Here is an 18,588-nt window from a genome sequence, read left to right as displayed (position 1 = left end):
CAAGAACGTACCTGCTGTGACGGTCCGGGCACGCTGTGTTTGGCTACAAACGGGATATCTCACCCACGATCCGCCATGAACTGCCATCCTTTGCGGCGGCGTGCCGCCGTAGCCGTTGACGCGCACGGGCGTTGAACCATGGGGAGAGACGCACCGTGTCTCCCTACGGGGACTCGAGCGAGGAGGGGACCCCTTGTTGGAGGTCGGCATGCAGGCGAATCCGCAATCCGGCGGTGCGTCAGGGACCACCGCGCAGCACTGGCCCACACCCGACGCGAGCGCCCCGCCCGGCGGCGAGGCCTGCGATCTGGTGACCGTCCCGGCCCGGCAGGGCCTGGAGGCCGTCGACATCCTGCGGCGCGGCGGCGCCCCCCTCGTCGGGCCCGTGCTGCACGACGGGTCGTGCGACACCCTCGGCTTCCTGGTCCCCCCGGGCACCGCCGCCGGCTGGGACATGCCGGGCAGCGCCTGCACCGAGACGTCCGGACGCGGCCTGCGCATCCCCCCGCTGCCCGGCACCCACCCGGAGCCCCCCGTCTCCGGCACCGGCACCGGCTGGCTCCTGCCGCCCACCGACACCGGCCCGGTCACCGACCCCGTGGTCCTGCGCGAGGCCCTCGGCGAGGCCGCCCGCCTGATCGAGGCCGCCGACAACTGCCGCTGAACCGCATGCGCCCGCCCCGCCGGGCCGCTCCCGCGCGTCCGGGCCCACCGGGCGCGGCGGGGTTTGCGGCCGGGCGCCGATAATGGGCGGATGGCAAGGAACAAGCGGCGCGGGCGGGCGGCGGCGGAGCCGGTCGTCGAGACCGTGGCCGGCGGGGTCGCCGAACTGATACCCGATCCGGAGCGCGCACGGGCCTGGACGCTGCTCATCGACGGGGCGCCCCAGTCGCACGTGGACCTCGACGACCCCGCCCGACTGGGCTTCGCCTACCAGCGGCGCCTCGGCCATGTCGCCGACCTCGCCGCACCGCCCGGCCGGCCCCTGCGGGTGGTCCACCTCGGGGGCGGCGCGTTCACGCTCGCCCGGTACGTGGCCGCCACCCGGCCCCGCTCCACCCAGCAGATCGTCGAGCTGGACGCGCCGCTCGTCGCACTGGTGCGCCGCGAACTGCCGCTCGACCCGGCCGCCCGCATCCGGGTCCGGGGCGCCGACGCCCGTGCCGGGCTGGGCAAGGTGCCGGACGGCTGGGCGGACCTGGTCATCGCCGACGTCTTCAGCGGTGCCCGCACCCCCGCCCACCTGACCAGCACGGAATTCCTCACCGAGGTGCGGCGCGTCCTGGCGCCCGGCGGGCACTACGCCGCCAACCTCGCCGACGGGCCGCCGCTGGCGCACCTGCGAGGCCAGATCGCCACGGCCGCCGCCGTCTTCCCCGAACTGGCGCTCGCCGCCGACCCGGCCGTGCTGCGCGGGCGCATCTTCGGCAACGCCGTGCTGGTCGCCTCCGACACGCCCCTGCCGGTCGCCGAGCTGACCCGCCGGGTCGCGACCGACCCGCACCCGGGGCGGGTGGAGCACGGGCGCGGGCTGGCCGACTTCACCGGCGGGGCGGCAGCCGTCACCGACGCGAGCGCCAAGGACTCACCCGCACCGCCCGCCTCGGTGTTCGAGTAGCCGCCTCCCCGTCCGCATGACGGACCGCGCCTCGTCCACCGCCGCCGCCCGGACGACGCCGTACCGGGCCGGGGAGGGCTGAGCGCCCGGCCCTCAGCGCTCCTCGATCCGGACCGCCGGCGCGTGGTCGTGCCACGTGCAGAACACGTCGGTCTCCTCGCCGTCGCGGCTGAACGTCACACGGATGTACGTCGGCTGCTTCCACACCTGCATCTGCCAGCCCGGCGCCGGCGTGGCCGACACCAGCTCCGCCGACGAGGCGCCGATGTCGAACGCCGCCCGGCCGCCGTCCACCGTGTAGCTCTTCACGTCACCGGTGCTCACGGGCGTGCTCGGCGCCGACGACGGCCGGCGTGACGGGGTGGCCGACGGCTCCCGGGTGGGGGCCGAGGACGCCGGGGGCGGCGGGGCGCTCCGCGTCGGGGACGCCTCCGGGCGGCGCGTGGAGGAGACCTGCGGCGACACGGCCGGCGGGGTCGTCGCCGGGCGGTCCGCGGTGATCGGCAGGGCGCGCGGCGGGTCGTACGCCGTCCCGGCCATCACCGTGTGCACGCCCCACCACGACAGGGTGACCGCCGCGCCCGTGGCGAGCGACCACGCCATGGCGTGTACGAGTCCTCTACGCATCCGGGCCATCCTGCACCACTCGCCCCAGAGGTCAACACCGGTCCCCCTCATTCCGCCGTATGGCGTACGGTGCCGCCCATGGCAAGTGTGCTCGTGGTCGAGGACGACCAGTTCGTGCGCTCCGCCCTCATCCGGCACCTGACCGAGGCCTCCCACACCGTACGGAGCGTCGGCACGGCACTGGAGGCGCTGCGCGAGGTCGCCCATTTCCGCTTCGACGTCGTCATCCTGGACCTCGGACTGCCCGACCTGGACGGGTCGGAGGCGCTGAAGATGCTGCGCGGCATCACCGACGTACCCGTGATCATCGCCACGGCGCGGGACGACGAGGCCGAGATCGTCCGGCTCCTCAACGACGGCGCCGACGACTACCTCACCAAGCCGTTCTCGGTGGAGCACCTGTCCGCCCGGATGGCCGCCGTGCTGCGGCGCTCCCGGGCGGCCGCCGGTGAGGCCCCGCCCAGCAGCGTCCTCCAGGTCGGCGGCCTCACCGTCGACCCGCTGCGGCGCCAGGCGGAACTGGACGGCGTACGGCTGGACCTGACGCGCCGGGAGTTCGACCTGCTGGCGTTCCTGGCCGCCCGCCCCGGCGTGGTCGTCCCGCGCAAGGAGCTGCTCGCCGAGGTGTGGCAGCAGTCGTACGGGGACGACCAGACCATCGACGTCCACCTGTCGTGGCTGCGGAGGAAACTGGGCGAGACCGCCGCCAAGCCCCGCTACCTGCACACCCTTCGGGGGGTCGGCGTGAAACTGGAGCCGCCGCAGTGAGGTGGGCGCTGGTCAAGGTGGCGCTGGCCGTCACGGTGATGGTCGTGGTGGCGTTCGCCGTGCCGCTGGGGCTGGTCATCAAGGAGATGGCCCGCGACCGGGCCTTCACCAACGCCGAGCGGCAGGCCGCCGCCATCGGCACCTCCCTGTCCATCACGACCGACCGTGCCCAGCTCGACCGGGCCGTCGCCTCCACCCAGGCGGGCGCCGCCGGGCACCTGGCCGTGCACATCCCGGCGTCGGGCGAACCGGGCAGCCGACCCATGGAGATCGGCACCGGCCGCGCCACCGGGAAGGACCTCGCCACCGTCCAGCGCGTCCCGCGCGCCTCCACCACCGAGGTCCCCGGCGGCTACGCGCTGCTCCAGCCGACCGCCATCAGCACCGGCCAGATCGCCATCGTCGAGGTGTACGTCCCCGAGGGCGAGGTCACCAACGGCCTGGCCACCGCCTGGCTGATCCTCGCCGGGGTGGGCGCGGCACTGGTCGTCGGTTCCGTCGCCGTGGCCGACCGGCTCGGCGTCCGCATGGTGCAGCCCGCCCAGCGGCTCGCCCACGCCGCCCACGACCTGGGCGAGGGCAGGCTCGGCGCCCGGGTGCCCGAGGACGGCCCCGCCGAACTCAGGTCCGCCGCCGTCGCCTTCAACTCCATGGCCGACCAGGTCGTGCAACTCCTCGCCAACGAGCGGGAACTGGCCGCCGACCTGTCCCACCGGCTGCGCACCCCCCTGACGGTGCTGCGCCTCAACGCCGCCTCGCTGGGAGACGGGCCCGCCGCCGAACAGACCCGGGCGGCCGTGGAGCAGCTCGAGCGGGAGGTGGACACCATCATCCGTACGGCCAGGGAAGCCAAGCCGCAGACCCAGGCGACCGGTCCCGGCGCAGGCTGCGACGCCTCCGAAGTCGTCCGCGAACGCATGGACTTCTGGTCCGCGCTCGCCGAGGACGAGGGCCGCACGGTGCGCCTGGCGGGCGTCGACCGCCCCGTACGCATCCCCGTGGCCCGTCCGGAGCTGGTCGCCGCGCTCGACGCGCTGCTCGGCAACGTCTTCCGCCACACCCCGGAGGGCACCGCCTTCTCCGTCGACGTCCACAACGGCGACGACGCCGTCATCGTCCTGGTGTCCGACGCCGGGCCCGGCATCGCCGACCCCGCGGCCGCCCTCGCGCGCGGCAACAGCGGGGCGCGGGACGGCTCGACGGGGCTGGGGCTCGACATCGTGCGGCGGGTGGCCGAGTCCACCGGCGGTGACGTCCGCATCGGGCGCTCGGTGCTCGGCGGCACGGAGGTCCGCGTCTGGATCGGGCTGGACGGGCGTGCCCACCCGGCCGAGGGGCGGCGGCGGAGGCGCGGGGTGAGCCGGCGCCGCCGCGCCCATCATTAATCGGCTCCCATGGCTTCCTTAAGCGGAACCTAAGATCTGCGACCACCACCCCGGAATGAACATTTGTCCGTTTCGGTCTCGCTAGCGTGCTGCCGCACCACCAACCCCCCAGCAACACAGAGGCAGGCACGCGATGGGCAGCACGGGCAGCAGGACCACGCACCGGCGCAGGGCGAGCGGCAGGACCAAGGCGATCGGCGCGCTGGTGGCCGCCGGGGTGGCCGCCGGAGCGGCGTTCGCGTTCACCGGCACCGCGCAGGCGGCCGCCGTCGGCGCCGCGTACACCAGGACCAGCGCCTGGGACGGCGGGTACACCGGCCAGTACGTCATCACCAACGAGACGGACAAGGCCCAGTCGGACTGGACCCTGGAGTTCGACCTGCCCGCCGGCACCAGGATCGGCTCCCTGTGGAACGGCGACCACACGGTGAAGGGGCAGCACGTCACCGTGAAGCCCGCGAGCTGGAACAAGGAGCTGGCCCCCGGCGCCTCCGTCACGGTCGGGTTCGTCACCAGTGCGGCGGGGAAGGCGGGCGACCCGGCCGGGTGCCTGATCAACCGCGCCGCCTGCTCGGCCGGCGGCGGCGCCACACCGCAGCCCACCGGCCGCCCCACCGACCAGCCCAGGCCCACCCCCACCCCGACGGCGACCGCCAAGCCCACGCCGACGCCCACCCCCACAGCGTCCACACCCACCCCGACGGCCTCCACGCCCACCCCGACGGCGTCCACCCCCACCCCGCCGCCCGCGCAGGGCCCGGGCGCGCGCTTCGCCCCCTACGTCGACACCTCGCTGTACCCCGCGTACGACCTGCTCGACACCGCCGCCAAGACGGGCGTGAAGGAGTTCACCCTCGCCTTCATCACCTCCGGCGGCTCCTGTGCCCCCCTCTGGGGCGGGGCGACCGACCTGGCGAGCGACAAGGTCGCGGCCCAGATAGGTGCCCTGCGTGCCAAGGGCGGCGACGTGCGCGTGTCGTTCGGCGGCGCGGCGGGCCACGAACTGGCCCTGAACTGCGCCACGCCCGGTGACCTCGCCAAGGCGTACGGCAAGGTCGTCGACCAGTACAAGCTGACCAAGGTGGACTTCGACGTCGAGGGCGCCGCCCTCCCCGACACCGCCGCCAACACCCGCCGCGCCCACGCCATCGCCCAGCTCCAGAAGTCCCACCCGGGCCTGGACGTCTCCTTCACGCTGCCCGTGATGCCGGAGGGCCTGACCCAGCCGGGCGTGGACCTGCTCGCCGACGCCCGGAAGAACGGCGTGAGGATCAGCGCCGTCAACATCATGGCCATGGACTACGGCCCGGCGTACAGCGGGGACATGGGCCAGTACGCCATCCAGGCCGCCACCGCCACCCAGGCCCAGCTCAAGGGTGTCCTCGGGCTCTCGGACGCGGCCGCCTGGAAGACCGTCGCCGTCACCCCCATGATCGGCGTCAACGACGTCACCACCGAGATCTTCACGGTCGAGGACGCCACGCAGCTCGTCGACTTCGCCAGGTCCAAGGGCCTCGGGTGGCTGTCCATGTGGTCCTCGACCCGCGACAAGCAGTGCGCGGCCGGGGCCGTCAACCACGCGGACGCCACGTGCAGCTCGATCCTCCAGCAGCCGCTGGCCTTCACCAAGGCGTTCGCCGCCTACCGCTGACCACCCCTCCAGCGCTCCGGCCGGGCCCGCCCCCCACCCGGCCGGAGCGCACCCCTTCGCGGCTCCCGGCTCACCCCTTCACCGCGCCCTGCATGATGCCGCCCACGATCTGCCGCCCGAAGACCACGAACACCAGCAGCAGCGGCAGTGTCCCCAGCAGCGCGCCCGCCATGACGACCGACTGGTCGGGGATGTAGCCGCGGCCGAGGGACGTGAGCGCTACCTGCACCGTGGGGTTGCTCTGGGTGAGGGCGATGATGGGCCAGAAGAAGTCGTTCCAGGCCATCACGAACGTCAGCATCGCCAGCACCGCCATCGCGGGCCGGGCGACCGGGAAGACGACGTGCCACACCACCCGCAGGCCGCCCGCGCCGTCCACCCGGGCCGCCTCGATCAGCTCGGTGGGCAGCGCCCGCACCAGGTACTGGCGCATGAAGAACACCCCGAAGCCGCTCACCAGGCCCGGCAGGACGACCGCCTGGAGCCGGTCCGTCCACGACACCTCGGCGACCAGCATGAACAGCGGGACGACACTGAGCTGCGGCGGCACCGCCATCGTGCCGACCACCAGCAGCAGGAGCAGGTTCCTGCCCCCGAAGCGCAGCTTGGCGAAGGCGAAACCGGCGAGCGTGGAGAACAGCACCGTGCCCGCCGCGACCGTGCCCGCCACGATCGTCGTGTTGACCAGCGCCAGGCCCAGGTCGGCGTCCGTCCAGGCGATGGACAGGTTCTTCCACAGCTCCCCGCCGAACCAGAAGGGCGGCGGCGTCCGTGCCAGCCGGCCGCTGCCGCTGGACGCGGCGATCGCCGTCCACACGAGCGGGAACAGCGACACCACGGTGAAGACGGCCAGCACGGCGTACGTCAGCCGGCCCGCGCGAGCACTCACCCCGACCTCCTCGCGCGGTACCGGCCGACCAGGGCGACGGCCGCCCCGAGCAGCACGAGGATCAGGAACATCGCCCAGGCGATGGCCGAGGCGCGGCCCAGGTGCAGGTTCACCCACCCCTGCTCGTACAAGTACAGGCCCAGCGTCTGGAACTGGTGCTCCGAGCCGCCCGTCGCCCCCGCGCTGCCGTTGAACAGCAGTGGCTCGCCGAAGAGCTGGGTGGCGCCGATCGTCGACACCACGCACGTGAACAGGATCGTCGGCCGCAGTGACGGGACCGTGACGTGCAGGAACTGCCGCCACCGGGAGGCGCCGTCGAGCGCCGCCGACTCGTACAGCTCACCCGGCACGGCCTGCATCGCGGCGAGGTAGATCAGCGCGTTGTACCCCGTCCACCGCCAGATGACGATCGTCGACACCGCGATCTGCGAGGTCCACCGGCCGTTCTGCCAGTCGACCGGGTCGACGCCGGCGAGGCCGAGCGCCCAGTTGACGAAGCCGTAGTCCCGGCCGTAGAGCAGCACGAAGACGAGCGTCGCGGCGGCGACGGACGTGGCGTACGGGGTGAGCGCGACGACCCGGAAGAACGTCGAGCCCCGCAGCCGGTGGTGGAGCAGGTGCGCGATGCCCAGCGCCATCAGGAGCTGCGGAACGGTCGACAGCACACCGATGGTGACCGTGTTCCCCAGCGCGTTCCAGAAGAACTCGTCCCGCAGCAGGCGGGAGAAGTTGCGCAGTCCCACCCACTCCATGTCGGTGGGCGCGGTCAGCTCCACCCGGTGCAGCGAGGCCCAGCCGGTGTACAGGAGCGGGAACAGGCCGAACGCGGCGAACAGCACGAAGAACGGCGCGATGTACGCGTACGGGCTCCACCGCGCGGCCCGGCGGTACCGGCGGCCGCGTGCCGCGTACTCCGCTCGCGGCCGGGGCAGGGGGGTCGTCGTCGTGTCGCTCGCCATCGCGCTCACAGGTCCAGTGCGTTGTCGATGGTCCTGACCGCGGCGTCCCAGCCGTCCTCGGGCCGCCGGCCCTTCTGGTCGACCTGGAGCATGCCGATGTCGGCCAGGTTCTGGGCGATGACCAGGTCCTTCGGGCCGAGGATCGTCACCGGGACGCCCTGGGCGGCGCGGGTGTAGATCCGGCCGATCGGGGCGTCGCCGAAGTACGGGTGCCGGGCCCCCGCGACGGCCGGGAGGGCGTGGGCGGCGGACGCGCTCGGGAAGCTGCCGCGCCGCTGGAACAGCTTCGCCTGCTGCGCGGGCGCCGTGAGCCAGGCCGCCAGCTCGGCGGCCTCCTCCACGTGCCTGCCCGACGTCGGTACGACGAGGAACGAGCCGCCCCAGTTGGCGGGCCGGGGCGCGGCCGCCACGTCCCACCTGTCCTCGCCCGCCGGGCCCGCCTTGTCCTCGATGTAGCCGAGCATCCAGGCGGGGCAGGAGACGGTGGCGAAGGCGCCGTTCGCGAACGCCTGGTCCCACGCGGGCGTGAACTGCTGGAGCCGGGCCGTCAGGCCCTCGGTGGCGAACGCGGCGGCGATGTCCCACGCCTCCCGGACGGCGGGGTTCGTCCGGTAGACGACGGTGCCGTCCTCGTCGTAGTACCGCCGGGCGCTGCTGCCCGTGATGGCCGACAGGACACCGGAGGCCGAGTCGGTGAACGCCGTGCCCGCCGGCGCCTTCGCCCGGTACCGCTTGCCCGTCTCCAGGAACTTCCGCCAGTCGCCCGCCCACAGCCGGCCCACCGCCTCCCGGTCGGTGGGCAGCCCGGCCCTGGCGAAGAGGTCCTTGCGGTAGCAGACGGCCTGCGGCCCGATGTCGGTGCCGAGCCCGACCGTACGGCCGTCACGGGTGGTGGCCTGCGCCCACTTCCACGGCAGGAAGTCCTCCCGGCGCACCCCGGGGGCCCGCCCCAGGTCCACCAGCCGGTCCGCCTGGGTGGCGGTGACCTCCGCGATGTTGATCGCCTCGACGGCCTGGACGTCGGCCAGGCCGCTGTCGCTGACGAGGTGGGTGAGGAGCTGCGGGTAGTAGTTCTCGTTGCGCTGGATGGACGTCTGCTCGACGACCACGTCCGGGTGCAGCCGCATGTACTCGGCGTACAGCCCGGCCTCCTCGTAGCCGAACGTCCCGAACAGGCCGACCGTCAGGCGGGTCCTGCCGTACGGGTCCTGCGGGGCGCAGCCCGCGGCCGGGACCGCACCGAGCACCACGGCGGCCGCGAGCAGCAGGGCCCGGCGGCGCAGCCGGCGGATGTGTGCGCGCATGAGCCGATTCTGTACGCAAACCCGGGCCCGGCGCGCCGAGGCCCCGGCGCGTCGGACCCGGGTCCTGGCCTGATCCCGGCGCGCCGGTCACGCCCCGCCGGGCGCGGGCAGCTCGTTGGACCGCGCCACGCGCGCGTACCAGTGGGCCGTCGACTTCGGCGTACGCCGCTGCGTCGCGTAGTCGACGTGCACCGCGCCGAACCGCTTGGCGTAGCCGTACGCCCACTCGAAGTTGTCCAGCAACGACCACAGGAAGTACCCCCGCACGTCCGCCCCGTCCGCGATGGCGCGGTGCACCGCGTCGAGGTGGCCGTGCACGTACGCGACGCGCCGCGGGTCGTGGACCGAGCCGTCGGCGGCGACCTCGTCCTCGTACGCGGCGCCGTTCTCGGTGACCAGCAGCGGCAGGCCCGGGTGCTCCCCGGCCACCCGCAGCAGCAGGTCGTACAGGCCCGTGGGGTCGACCGCCCAGCCCATCGCGGTCCGCTCCCCGGGCGGCTGGTGGAAGGCGACGTCCTCGGAGCCCGGCCAGGGCGAGTACGCGCTGGCGCCGTGGCCGTCGTTGCGCGGGGCCTCCACGCCGTCGCGGGGTGCCGCCACCACGGTGGGCGTGTAGTAGTTGATGCCCAGGGCGTCCAGGGGCTGGTGGACGTCGGCGAGGTCGCCCGGCCGGACGAACCCCCAGTCGGTGAGGTGAGCGGTGTCCCGCAGCAGGTCCTCCGGGTAGGCGCCGTTCAGCATGGGGCCCAGCCAGATCCGGTTCCCGACCGCGTCGATCCGGCGCACCGCGTCCAGGTCCTCCGGCGCCGGCGTCAGCGGCCGCAGCTCGTGCAGGTTGAGCGAGACGGACATCTGTGCGCGCGGCGGCAGCGCGGCGCGCAGCGCCCGGACCGCCAGCCCGTGCCCCAGGTTCAGGTGGTGGGCGGCGCGCAGCGCGGCGACCGGGTCGGTGCGCCCCGGGGCGTGGACCCCGGAGCCGTACCCGAGGAAGGCGCTGCACCAGGGCTCGTTGAGGGTGGTCCAGCGCTCCACGCGGTCGCCCAGGGCGCCGGCGACGATCCCGGCGTACTCGGCGAACCGCTCGGCCGTGGCCCGGTGCGGCCAGCCGCCGGCGTCCTCCAGCTCCTGCGGCAGGTCCCAGTGGTACAGCGTCAGGACCGGCGTGATGCCGTGGGCGAGCAGGTCGTCGACGAGCCGGCGGTAGAAGTCCAGGCCCTTCTGGACGGCGGGGCCGCGCCCGGTGGGCTGCACCCGCGACCAGGACACCGAGAAGCGGTACGCGGTCAGTCCCAGCTCCGCCATGAGGGTCACGTCGTCGCGGAAGCGGTGGTAGTGGTCGACCGCCACGTCACCGGTGTGCCCCTCGAAGACCTTGCCGGGCGTGCGGGAGAAGGTGTCCCAGATGGACGGGGTACGGCCGTCCTCGGCCGCCGCCCCCTCGATCTGGTAGGCGGCGGTGGCCGTGCCCCACAGGAACCCGGGCGGGAACCGGCGGGTCGCCGTCAGGGGCAGGGAATCGGACGCAGTCATACGGGAGCGCTCCCAACGCGAGAGGGGGAAGGTACGTACGTATTCGGACGTGCGGGGTCAGCTCTTGACCGCGCCCGAGGTGATGCCGCCCACGATGTGCTTGCCGAGCAGCGCGAACACCAGCAGCAGCGGCAGGGTGGAGATCAGCGCCCCGGTCAGCACGATCGCCTGGTTGATGGTGTGGTTCCCCGACCCCAGGCCGGCGAGCGCCACCTGCAGCGTGGGGCTGCCGTCCGGGGTGAGCGCGATGAACGGCCAGAAGAAGTCGTTCCAGGACTGGACGAAGACCAGCATGCCGAGCACGGCCATGGCGGGCCGGGCGACCGGGAAGACGACGTGCCAGATGATCCGCAGGCTGTGCGCCCCGTCCATCCGCGCCGCCTCCACCAGCTCCACGGGCAGGGCCTCCAGCAGGTACTGCCGCATGAAGAACACCCCGAAGGCGGCCACCAGCGAGGGCAGCACCACCGACTGGAGCTGGTCCACCCACCCCAGGTCGGTGATGATCCGGTACAGCGGGATGACGCTGAGCTGCGGCGGGATCGTCATCGTGGCCACCACCAGCGCCAGCAGGACGTTGCGGCCCCGGAAGGGCAGCTTGGCGAAGGCGAACCCGGCCAGGGTGGAGAAGACCACCGTGGACAGCGCCACCAGACCGGCCACCACCGTGGTGTTGACCAGCGCCTCGCCCATGTTCACCTGGTTCCAGGCGAAGGTGAGGTTGTCGAACAGGTGCGGACCGGGCAGCAGCGGCGCCGGGGCCTCCACGACGCGCTCGCCGGTGTGCGAGGCGGCGACGACGTTCCAGTACAGCGGGAAGAGCGAGACGAGGGCGGCCAGGCCCAGCAGGACGTACGTCAGCGGGCCCGCGTGGTGCTGGCGTCCCGCCCTCTGCCTGAGTCTCACGAGGCCTCCTTGGTCAGCCGGGCGGCGAGCAGCCGCACTCCACCGATCAGCAGCAGGATCAGCAGCATCACCCAGGCGATCGCGGACGCCTGTCCGAGCGCCCCGGTCATCCAGCCCTTCTCGTACATCAGCAGGCTCAGCGTCTGGAACTGGTTGCCGCTGCCCCCGCTCACCCCGAGGCTCCCGCCGTACAGCATCGGCTCACCGAACAACTGGGTGGCGCCGATCGTGGAGACGACGACGGTGAACAGGATGGTCGGGCGTATCGAGGGAATGGTCACGCTCACGAACTGCCGCCAGCGCGAGGCGCCGTCGAGCGACGCGGCCTCGTACAGGTCCTGCGGGACGGCCTGCATCGCGGCCAGGTAGATGAGCGCGTTGTAGCCGGTCCACCGCCAGATGACGATCACCGATATCGCTATCTGCGCGGGCCATTTGGACGACTCCCAGTCGACCGGCTCGAAACCGACCCACCCCAGCACGGTGTTGATCAGCCCGTAGTCGCTGTTGAACAACTGGGCGAAGACCAGCGTCGCGGCGGCGATCGACGTGGCGTACGGAGCCAGCACCGCCACCCGGAAGAACCCCCGGCCGCGCAGCTTGTAGTTGAGCAGGTGCGCCAGCCCCAGTGCCATCAGCAACTGCGGCACGGTGGAGATGACGCCGATGGTGAACGTGTTCGCCAGCGCGTTCCAGAAGAAGTCGCTGTCCCACAGCCCCGTGTAGTTGTCCAGGCCCCGCCACTGCGCCTGTCCGCCCAGCTCCACGCGGTGCAGCGAGAGCCAGCCCGTGTAGAGGAGCGGGAAGAGCCCGAAGGCCGCGAAGCAGAGGAAGAAGGGCGAGACGAACGCGTACGGGGACGCCTTGAGGTCCCAGCGGTACAGCCGGCTGCGCCGGCCGCCGCCGGGGGCCGGAGGCGGATCGGGCGGCGACGTGCGGTCGGCCGCCGCGCGGACGGAGGTGGCCACGAGGGCGTCCTTCCAGGTGGGTGGGTGGACGTGCGGGGGTGGACGGGGGCTCCCTACGGGAGGGGTTCAGGGGTGCCGCACCGGGGCCGCGCCCGCGGGGACCGGCGGCGGCGCACACGGGAGGCAGCGGCGCACGGGGGGTCGGCGGCGCGCGGGGGCGGGGCCGGGCGGGGGGTCGGCGGCGCACGGGGGGTCGGCGGCGCGCGGGGGCGGGACCGGGCGGGCGTTCCGCCCCGGTGGGCCCGGCGTCCCGCTCCGGTGCCGGCGTTCCGCGGGCCGCCGCCCGCCCCTACTGGTCGATCTTGTCGTCGATCAGCTTCCTGACGTTCTCCCAGGCGGCCTCCGGCGCCGTACCGCGCTGCTCGATGTCGAGGATGCCGTTGTCCGTGATGAACGTCTTCACCTGGCCGTCGTAGCGGCTGACCGGCGCGGGGCTGATCCCGGCCGCGGCCTCGGAGTAGATCCGGCCGACGGGCGTGTCACCGAAGTACGGGATCGTGGCGTTCTGCACGGTCGCCGACGCGAGCGTCTCCTTGGTGGAGGGGATGTTGCCGTTGACCCCGAACACCTTCGCGTGCTGCTCGGGCGCGGTCAGCCAGGCGGCCAGCTTGGCGGCCTCCTCCGCGTGCTTGCCGGCCTTCGGCACGGCGAGGAAGGAGCCGCCCCAGTTGCCGGCGACCGGCGGGCTCGCGATGTCCCACTTGCCCTTGTTGGCCGGTCCCGCCTGGTCCTTGATGATGCCGGTCATCCAGCTCGGGCAGGCGACGGTGGCGAACCGGGAGTTCTTGAAGCCCGCGTTCCAGGTGCCCTTCTCGTCGAACTGGCGCAGCTTGGCGGTGATGCCGCTGCGCGCGGCCTCCACGGCCAGGTTCCAGGCCTTGCGCACGCCGGGGCTGTTCTCGTAGTCGAGCTCGCCCTTGTCGTTGGCGTACTGCTGCGGCTGGCTGGAGAGCACGGCGTTGAACAGCCCGCTCGCGGAGTCGTGGAAGGCGGTCCCGGCGGGGGCGTTCTTCTGGTACGTCTTGCCGGCGGCGACGAACTTCGCCCAGTCGCCGGCCCACAGTCCGGCGACCTTGGTGCGCTCGACCGGCAGTTTCGCCTTGGCGAACAGGTCCTTGTTGTAGCAGATGGCCATCGGCCCGATGTCGGTGCCGAGGCCGATGACCTTGCCGTCGGCGGTGGTGGCCTGCCTGACCTTCCAGTCGAGGAAGGCGGAGGTGTCGGCGCCGCCGGTCTTCGCGAGGTCCACCCACTTGTTCGCCATGGCGGGCCCGGTGGCCTCGGCGATGTAGCCGACCTCGACGGCCTGGATGTCGGCGAGGCCGCTGTTGCGGGAGAGGCGCAGCTTCAGCGTGTCCCAGTACTTCTGGCCGTCGGCGACGTTCGACTCGACGATCTTGACGTGCGGGTTGAGCTTCTCGTACTCGGCGTAGAGCTTGGCGCCGTTCTTGTTGTCGTAGCCGAAGGAACCGAAGGTCCCTATCCGCAGGGTGATCTTCCCGTCGCCGGTCGCCCCGCCGGAGCCGCCGTCGGTGCTGCAACCGGCCATCAGGGCCGCGCCGGCGGTGAGCGCCGCGACGGCCGCCGATACGGGGCGGCGGCCACGGGTACGTCTGGTGATGCGCATTCCACTCTCCTCGTCCAGGTGGTGCTGGTGTGCGCGCCAAGGGAGGTCCGGGCCGACGGCGGCCGTGCCGGACAGCGGTGCGGGGCGGTGGGAGCGCTCCCACACCGCCATGCCCGGAAGGTTGCTGCCTGGCGGGTCGGGTGTCAAGGCGCGTGCGGAAAGTCGCCGGTCCGCCGGCGGTGGCGCCGGGCGGGCCTTTCCTCTACGGTGGGAGCGCTCCCACGCCCGGGTGGAACGCTCCCGCCGCCGGTTTCCCCACCGGCACTCCCGCTCGCTCCGGTGCGGGGGCACCCTCTAGGTTGACGACAGTCACTAACTTTCGATGGGAGACCGATGGCGGTGAGCGGACGGCAGACCGGCAGGCCCACGCTGGAGGAGGTCGCGGCCCGGGCGGGCGTCGGGCGCGGCACCGTGTCCCGGGTGATCAACGGCTCGCCCCGGGTCAGCGACCGGGCGAAGGAGGCGGTCGGCCAGGCCATCGCCGAGCTGGGGTACGTCCCCAACCGTGCCGCCCGCGCGCTGGCCGGCGCCCGCACGGACGCCATCGCGCTGGTGATCCCCGAGACCGAGGCCCGCCTGTTCGCCGAGCCGTACTTCCTCGACATCATCCGGGGCGTCAGCGCCGAGCTGGCGGACGCGGACATGCAGTTGCTGCTCACGCTGATCCGCTCCAGCCAGGAACGGCAGCGGTTCGAGCAGTACCTGTCCGCCCAGCGCGTGGACGGCGTGCTGCTGGTCTCCATCCACGGCGACGACCCGCTCCCCGACCTGGCGCGGGAACTGGGCCTGCCCGCCGTGCTCAACGGACGCCGCTCCGGCGACGAGCCCGTGGCGTACGTGGACTCCGACAACGTGGGCGCCGGCCGCTCGGCGGTCGGCCACCTCACCGGGCGGGGCCGCCGCCGCGTCGCGACCATCACGGGCCCCCTCGACATGTACGTGGCGCGCTGCCGCCTCGACGGCTACCGCCAGGGCGTGGAGGCGGCGGGCCTCCCGGCCGACGACCGGCTGGTAGCCGCCGCCGACTTCACCGAGGAGGGCGGCCGGCGCGCCATGCGGGAGCTGCTGGAGCGCTGCCCGGACGTCGACGGTGTCTTCGCCGCCTCGGACGTGATGGCGGCGGGCGCCCGCAGCGTGCTGCGCGAGACGGGCCGGCGCGTGCCCGAGGACGTGGCGCTCATCGGCGTGGACGACTCGGCGGTGGCCCGCCTCATGGACCCGCCGCTGACCAGCGTGCGCCAGCCGATCGAGGAGATGGGCCGCCGCATGGCCCGCGTACTGCTCCAGGAGATCACCGGCACCGGCACGGAGCCCAGCCAGGTCGTCCTGCCGACGGAACTGGTGGTCCGCGCCTCGACGTGACGGCGGGCACCGGGCGTCCGCGTCACGGCGACCCGCCCCCGGCGGGGCAGGTCGCCGGGGGCGGGGGCTCAGGTGCCGGTCAGAGCGCCGGGTGGGCGTTCCTCATCAGCTCCTGGAACTGGGCCGAGAACCATTGGCCCGACAGCGGGGCGTTCGGCAGGGCGCCGGACATGTTGTTGTTGTTCCGGGGGTTGCCCGTGTACGTGGGGTCGCACATCCGGTCGAAGCCCTTGCCCTCGTCGTTCGGGATCTCGCGGCTCGCCCCGTCCGACTCGCCCGGCGGCTTCATCCACACGTACGCGTCGATGCCCGCCGCGGGCGCGGCCTTCGGGCGTTCGCCGAGACCGGCACCCGACTGGTTGCACCAGTTGCCGAGGTGGATGCGCCGGTCGTAGCGGCCGCCGTTGACGTACGTGTCGACGCTGGTCGTCGCGCCGGGGCCGGACGGCCGGGCCGTGCCGCCCCAGCCGTTGCGGGAGGTGTCGATCAGCATGCCGAGGTTCGGCGAGAAGCCGATCCGGACCAGCTCGGCCCGCATGGCCTGGGCGTACGACAGCTCGTCGGTGTACCGGTTCCAGTCGACCCACTTCGACTGGCGTACCGACACGCCGTTGACCGTGTCGTTGATCGTGAAGTGGTCCTCCTTGAGAGCGCTGTAGTTGGCCGTGTTCACGATGAAGCCGTGCACGTTGGCGACCGTGGAGCCCTCGGCCGTGGCCGCCTGCTTGAAGAGCTGGGCGGACGGGCCGAAGTTGTCGTCCCAGCCGAGCCAGCCGTGGTGGCCCGCGTCCACGTAGTTGTAGACGTTCTTCACGGCGCCCAGCTTGGCCAGGGCGTAGCCGACACCCTTGATGTAGTTGCCGTTGGCCTTCATGACGTCGCAGTTGGGCGTGGCGGTCGGGCGCGGGGTGACGTTGGTGACCAGGTTGGGCAGGGAGTCGATCTCGACCGTGGTGACGATGCGCAGGCCCGCGTACTTGGGGTCGGCGAGGATCGCGGCGATCGGGTCGATGTACTGCGTCTTGTACGTGTCGATCTCCGTCGGGCCCAGTTCGCCGTTGGAGGCGAGGGCGGCGCAGTCGCGGCCCGGCAGGTTGTAGATGACGAGCTGGACGGTGAGTTCGCCGGTGCCCTTCTGGCGCAGCGCCTCGTCGAGGTGGGCGCGCAGGCCCATGCCTCCGTTCACGCCGTTGATGGCGGCGATCCGGTCCAGCCAGACGCCGGTGGGCTGCTGGGAGACGCGGGTGCCGCCCGGCTCGGCGGCGGCCTTGGCGGACCACTCGGGGTTCACGTACACCTTGGCGCCCGCGTACGGGTTGTCGACGCGGCTGCCGGCCGGCGGCGGGTCGGTCGGCGGGTCCGTCGGGTCGGTGGTGCCGCCGTCGCAGGTCACGCCGTTCAGCTTGAACGTCGTGGGTACGGCGTTGGTGCCGCTGTAGGAGGCGTTGAAGCCGAAGGAGGCGGAACCGCCGGTCGCCAGGCTGCCGTTGTACGAGACGTTCCTGGCGGTGACGGCGGCGCCGGTCTGCGAGGTGGTGGCGTTCCAGGACTGGGTGATGCGCTGGTCGCCCGCGTAGGTCCACTCCAGGGTCCAGGAGCTGACCGGGTCACCGGTGTTGGTGACGGTGACGTTGGCGCCGAAGCCGCTGCTCCACTGGTTGGTGACCTGGTAGTCGACCCGGCAGCCCGGGGCGGCGGCGCCGGCGGCGGTGCTCAGCGCGGTGGCGGTGGCGCCGGTCGCCGCCATCAGGGTGCAGGCGGCCAGTAAGGCGGTGCGGCGCCGGGAGGGGCGTGCGGCGGTTCTGGTGCGGCTCATGTCCGTGCTGCCTCTCGGTCGAGGGCGCGCGTCGGGGGGACGCGGGGCCCGGTGACGGATCTGTGCGGGGATGTGCCGTCGTCGTCGCTGATCACGCGGACGAGTGCGCCGAGTCGTCCGCCACGAGCGGTACGGGGGTGGCGGGTGGTGGGAGGAACGGGCGCCCGGCGGCCCGGAACCGCGTGCGGAAGGACCGCGTGCGTCCGAGGGCCCGTGTGACCGTGCGTCGACTGGATGGAACCGCTCCCACTGGTGGAGCAGACCGTAGCGGCAAGTTCCGTCAAGGAACAGAGGGGCCGTCAATTTTCGCTGCCGAATTTCTTCGACTCTTCAAGCCCTTGACCGCTCGGCTCCCTCTCTCCATAGTGGGAGCGCTCCCACTGGTTCAAGGCTTGTGCACGACGCGTCATCCCCGGCGGAACGCGCTGCCCAACCCCCCGCCGCGGACCCCCACATCCGAGAGGAAGCCCCCGTGCGCCGACCCCGACGCCACCGGCCCCAGCGGCCCCGTCTGCCCCCAAGCCCATGAAGGTCGCCGCCCCCCGGCGCAACGTTGCCGGGCGCTGGTCGGCAGGACCGGGCCCCGCCCTGCTCGGCACACGCGCGGTGGGCGGGTACGGTGCCGCGACGTGCGGCGCCCGGTGGAACCCGCGCCCCGGAAGCGTGACGAGCGCTTGTCGCCTGTCGGCGAGGGGTGATCGGCCGAGTGGAGCGGTGGATCACACGTAGTACGCGGCGTACATGGCAGACCGCTCAGCCGGTGAGAAGTCGTCGAAGTCCCCCGCTTCTTCGCAGTCCAGCAGCCGCGCCAATGCCGCCTGACTCTCCTGTTCCGGGTGCGCCGCCAGGTACGCCTTGGTCCATTCCAGCCCGCCGCCGCACAGGAGCTGGACGTCGATGGAACAGAAGGCGTCGAAGCTGGCCGTCTTGGCCTTCCAGATCAGGAGGACGTCGTCGGGAACAGCGGCATGGAACAACTGGACGCAGCAGAGCTTCATCAGGATGGTGTCGCCGTGCCCCTGGCTTCCGCGTTCGAGCCGGATCTGCTCGCGCAGAAGCACCCGTACCTCGTCGAGGCCGGCGCCATCCGGATGCAGCCCATGACGCAGCAGCCACTGGTCTTCGTCCACTGCTTTGTCCCCCGCACCCGTGTCGCTCGATCCTCGATCGCACGAAGC

At 72.8% G+C, this 18,588-nt stretch carries 16 protein-coding genes; 6 read left to right on the top strand and 10 right to left on the bottom strand.

Features of this window, described 5'->3' with window-relative positions:
• Nucleotides 1-208: 208 nt before the first annotated feature.
• Complete coding sequence (locus E2B92_RS16295; RefSeq protein ID WP_126887889.1) at nucleotides 209-664, top strand: hypothetical protein; 456 nt, start codon at nucleotides 209-211, stop codon at nucleotides 662-664.
• A 90-nt stretch (nucleotides 665-754) separates the two neighbouring features.
• The gene (locus E2B92_RS16290) at nucleotides 755-1,618 is read left to right on the top strand and encodes a spermidine synthase (RefSeq protein ID WP_126887888.1); all 864 of its coding nucleotides are present in this window, start codon (nucleotides 755-757) and stop codon (nucleotides 1,616-1,618) included.
• Between the two features lie 93 nt (nucleotides 1,619-1,711).
• Here the strand turns inward: E2B92_RS16290 and E2B92_RS16285 are convergent, their stop codons facing one another.
• Complete coding sequence (locus tag E2B92_RS16285; RefSeq protein ID WP_126887887.1) at nucleotides 1,712-2,254, bottom strand: hypothetical protein; 543 nt, start codon at nucleotides 2,252-2,254, stop codon at nucleotides 1,712-1,714.
• 69 nt (nucleotides 2,255-2,323) lie between these two features.
• On the opposite strand from E2B92_RS16285, the gene E2B92_RS16280 reads away from it, so the two are divergent.
• From E2B92_RS16280 to E2B92_RS16270, 3 genes are all read left to right on the top strand, one after another.
• Nucleotides 2,324-3,013 (top strand): response regulator transcription factor, encoded by a 690-nt coding sequence (locus E2B92_RS16280; RefSeq protein ID WP_126887886.1) that lies wholly within the window; start codon nucleotides 2,324-2,326, stop codon nucleotides 3,011-3,013.
• Entirely contained in the window at nucleotides 3,010-4,398 is a 1,389-nt protein-coding gene (locus E2B92_RS16275; RefSeq protein ID WP_126887885.1) for a sensor histidine kinase, read from the top strand. Before E2B92_RS16280 ends, E2B92_RS16275 begins: the two co-directional genes overlap by 4 nt.
• Before the next feature lie 133 nt (nucleotides 4,399-4,531).
• A complete protein-coding gene (locus tag E2B92_RS16270) occupies nucleotides 4,532-6,049 on the top strand; it encodes a glycoside hydrolase family 18 protein (RefSeq protein ID WP_133087576.1) in 1,518 nt (505 codons plus the stop codon).
• Between the two features lie 70 nt (nucleotides 6,050-6,119).
• Here E2B92_RS16270 and E2B92_RS16265 read toward each other — a convergent pair whose 3' ends face one another.
• The 7 genes from E2B92_RS16265 to E2B92_RS16235 form a co-directional block, all read right to left on the bottom strand.
• Nucleotides 6,120-7,016 carry a carbohydrate ABC transporter permease gene (locus E2B92_RS16265; RefSeq protein ID WP_126889058.1) on the bottom strand — a complete coding sequence of 299 codons (897 nt, stop codon included), beginning with the start codon at nucleotides 7,014-7,016 and terminating at the stop codon, nucleotides 6,120-6,122.
• A complete protein-coding gene (locus tag E2B92_RS16260; protein ID WP_126889057.1) occupies nucleotides 6,935-7,897 on the bottom strand; it encodes a carbohydrate ABC transporter permease in 963 nt (320 codons plus the stop codon). The genes E2B92_RS16265 and E2B92_RS16260 overlap by 82 nt, the downstream gene beginning before the upstream one ends.
• Nucleotides 7,898-7,902: 5 nt before the next feature.
• Nucleotides 7,903-9,201, bottom strand: coding sequence for an ABC transporter substrate-binding protein (locus E2B92_RS16255; protein ID WP_126889053.1), 1,299 nt, complete (start codon nucleotides 9,199-9,201; stop codon nucleotides 7,903-7,905).
• Nucleotides 9,202-9,288: 87 nt separating this feature from the next.
• Nucleotides 9,289-10,731 (bottom strand): GH1 family beta-glucosidase, encoded by a 1,443-nt coding sequence (locus E2B92_RS16250; RefSeq protein WP_126889054.1) that lies wholly within the window; start codon nucleotides 10,729-10,731, stop codon nucleotides 9,289-9,291.
• A 57-nt stretch (nucleotides 10,732-10,788) separates the two neighbouring features.
• The gene (locus E2B92_RS16245; RefSeq protein ID WP_126889055.1) at nucleotides 10,789-11,637 is read right to left on the bottom strand and encodes a carbohydrate ABC transporter permease; all 849 of its coding nucleotides are present in this window, start codon (nucleotides 11,635-11,637) and stop codon (nucleotides 10,789-10,791) included.
• On the bottom strand, nucleotides 11,634-12,605 hold the full coding sequence (locus E2B92_RS16240) for a carbohydrate ABC transporter permease (RefSeq protein WP_126889056.1): 972 nt from the start codon (nucleotides 12,603-12,605) through the stop codon (nucleotides 11,634-11,636). Before E2B92_RS16240 ends, E2B92_RS16245 begins: the two co-directional genes overlap by 4 nt.
• Nucleotides 12,606-12,894: 289 nt before the next feature.
• A complete protein-coding gene (locus E2B92_RS16235) occupies nucleotides 12,895-14,232 on the bottom strand; it encodes an ABC transporter substrate-binding protein (RefSeq protein ID WP_126889351.1) in 1,338 nt (445 codons plus the stop codon).
• Nucleotides 14,233-14,565: 333 nt separating this feature from the next.
• On the opposite strand from E2B92_RS16235, the gene E2B92_RS16230 reads away from it, so the two are divergent.
• The gene (locus tag E2B92_RS16230; RefSeq protein WP_126889352.1) at nucleotides 14,566-15,594 is read left to right on the top strand and encodes a LacI family DNA-binding transcriptional regulator; all 1,029 of its coding nucleotides are present in this window, start codon (nucleotides 14,566-14,568) and stop codon (nucleotides 15,592-15,594) included.
• 79 nt (nucleotides 15,595-15,673) lie between these two features.
• Here E2B92_RS16230 and E2B92_RS16225 read toward each other — a convergent pair whose 3' ends face one another.
• Together E2B92_RS16225 and E2B92_RS16220 are read right to left on the bottom strand one after the other, a co-directional pair.
• On the bottom strand, nucleotides 15,674-17,410 hold the full coding sequence (locus E2B92_RS16225; protein WP_126889353.1) for a glycoside hydrolase family 6 protein: 1,737 nt from the start codon (nucleotides 17,408-17,410) through the stop codon (nucleotides 15,674-15,676).
• A 719-nt stretch (nucleotides 17,411-18,129) separates the two neighbouring features.
• A complete protein-coding gene (locus E2B92_RS16220) occupies nucleotides 18,130-18,540 on the bottom strand; it encodes a hypothetical protein (protein ID WP_126889089.1) in 411 nt (136 codons plus the stop codon).
• Nucleotides 18,541-18,588 lie beyond the last annotated feature (48 nt).

It is taken from the genome of Streptomyces sp. WAC05374 (assembly GCF_004353505.1).
Taxonomy (GTDB): Bacteria; Actinomycetota; Actinomycetes; order Streptomycetales; family Streptomycetaceae; genus Streptomyces.
The sequence above is the reverse complement of the archived record's forward strand: the minus strand, read 5'-3'. Positions and strand labels throughout refer to the sequence as shown.

Bases quoted from the DNA above. Each gene is read 5' to 3' on its own strand.
- E2B92_RS16295 (WP_126887889.1), top strand. From the start codon at position 209: ATGCAGGCGAATCCGCAATCCGGCGGTGCGTCAGGGACCACCGCGCAG.
- E2B92_RS16290 (WP_126887888.1), top strand. From the start codon at position 755: ATGGCAAGGAACAAGCGGCGCGGGCGGGCGGCGGCGGAGCCGGTCGTC.
- E2B92_RS16285 (WP_126887887.1), bottom strand. From the start codon at position 2,254: ATGGCCCGGATGCGTAGAGGACTCGTACACGCCATGGCGTGGTCGCTC.
- E2B92_RS16280 (WP_126887886.1), top strand. From the start codon at position 2,324: ATGGCAAGTGTGCTCGTGGTCGAGGACGACCAGTTCGTGCGCTCCGCC.
- E2B92_RS16270 (WP_133087576.1), top strand. From the start codon at position 4,532: ATGGGCAGCACGGGCAGCAGGACCACGCACCGGCGCAGGGCGAGCGGC.
- E2B92_RS16260 (WP_126889057.1), bottom strand. From the start codon at position 7,897: ATGGCGAGCGACACGACGACGACCCCCCTGCCCCGGCCGCGAGCGGAG.
- E2B92_RS16255 (WP_126889053.1), bottom strand. From the start codon at position 9,201: ATGCGCGCACACATCCGCCGGCTGCGCCGCCGGGCCCTGCTGCTCGCG.
- E2B92_RS16250 (WP_126889054.1), bottom strand. From the start codon at position 10,731: ATGACTGCGTCCGATTCCCTGCCCCTGACGGCGACCCGCCGGTTCCCG.
- E2B92_RS16235 (WP_126889351.1), bottom strand. From the start codon at position 14,232: ATGCGCATCACCAGACGTACCCGTGGCCGCCGCCCCGTATCGGCGGCC.
- E2B92_RS16230 (WP_126889352.1), top strand. From the start codon at position 14,566: ATGGCGGTGAGCGGACGGCAGACCGGCAGGCCCACGCTGGAGGAGGTC.
- E2B92_RS16225 (WP_126889353.1), bottom strand. From the start codon at position 17,410: ATGAGCCGCACCAGAACCGCCGCACGCCCCTCCCGGCGCCGCACCGCC.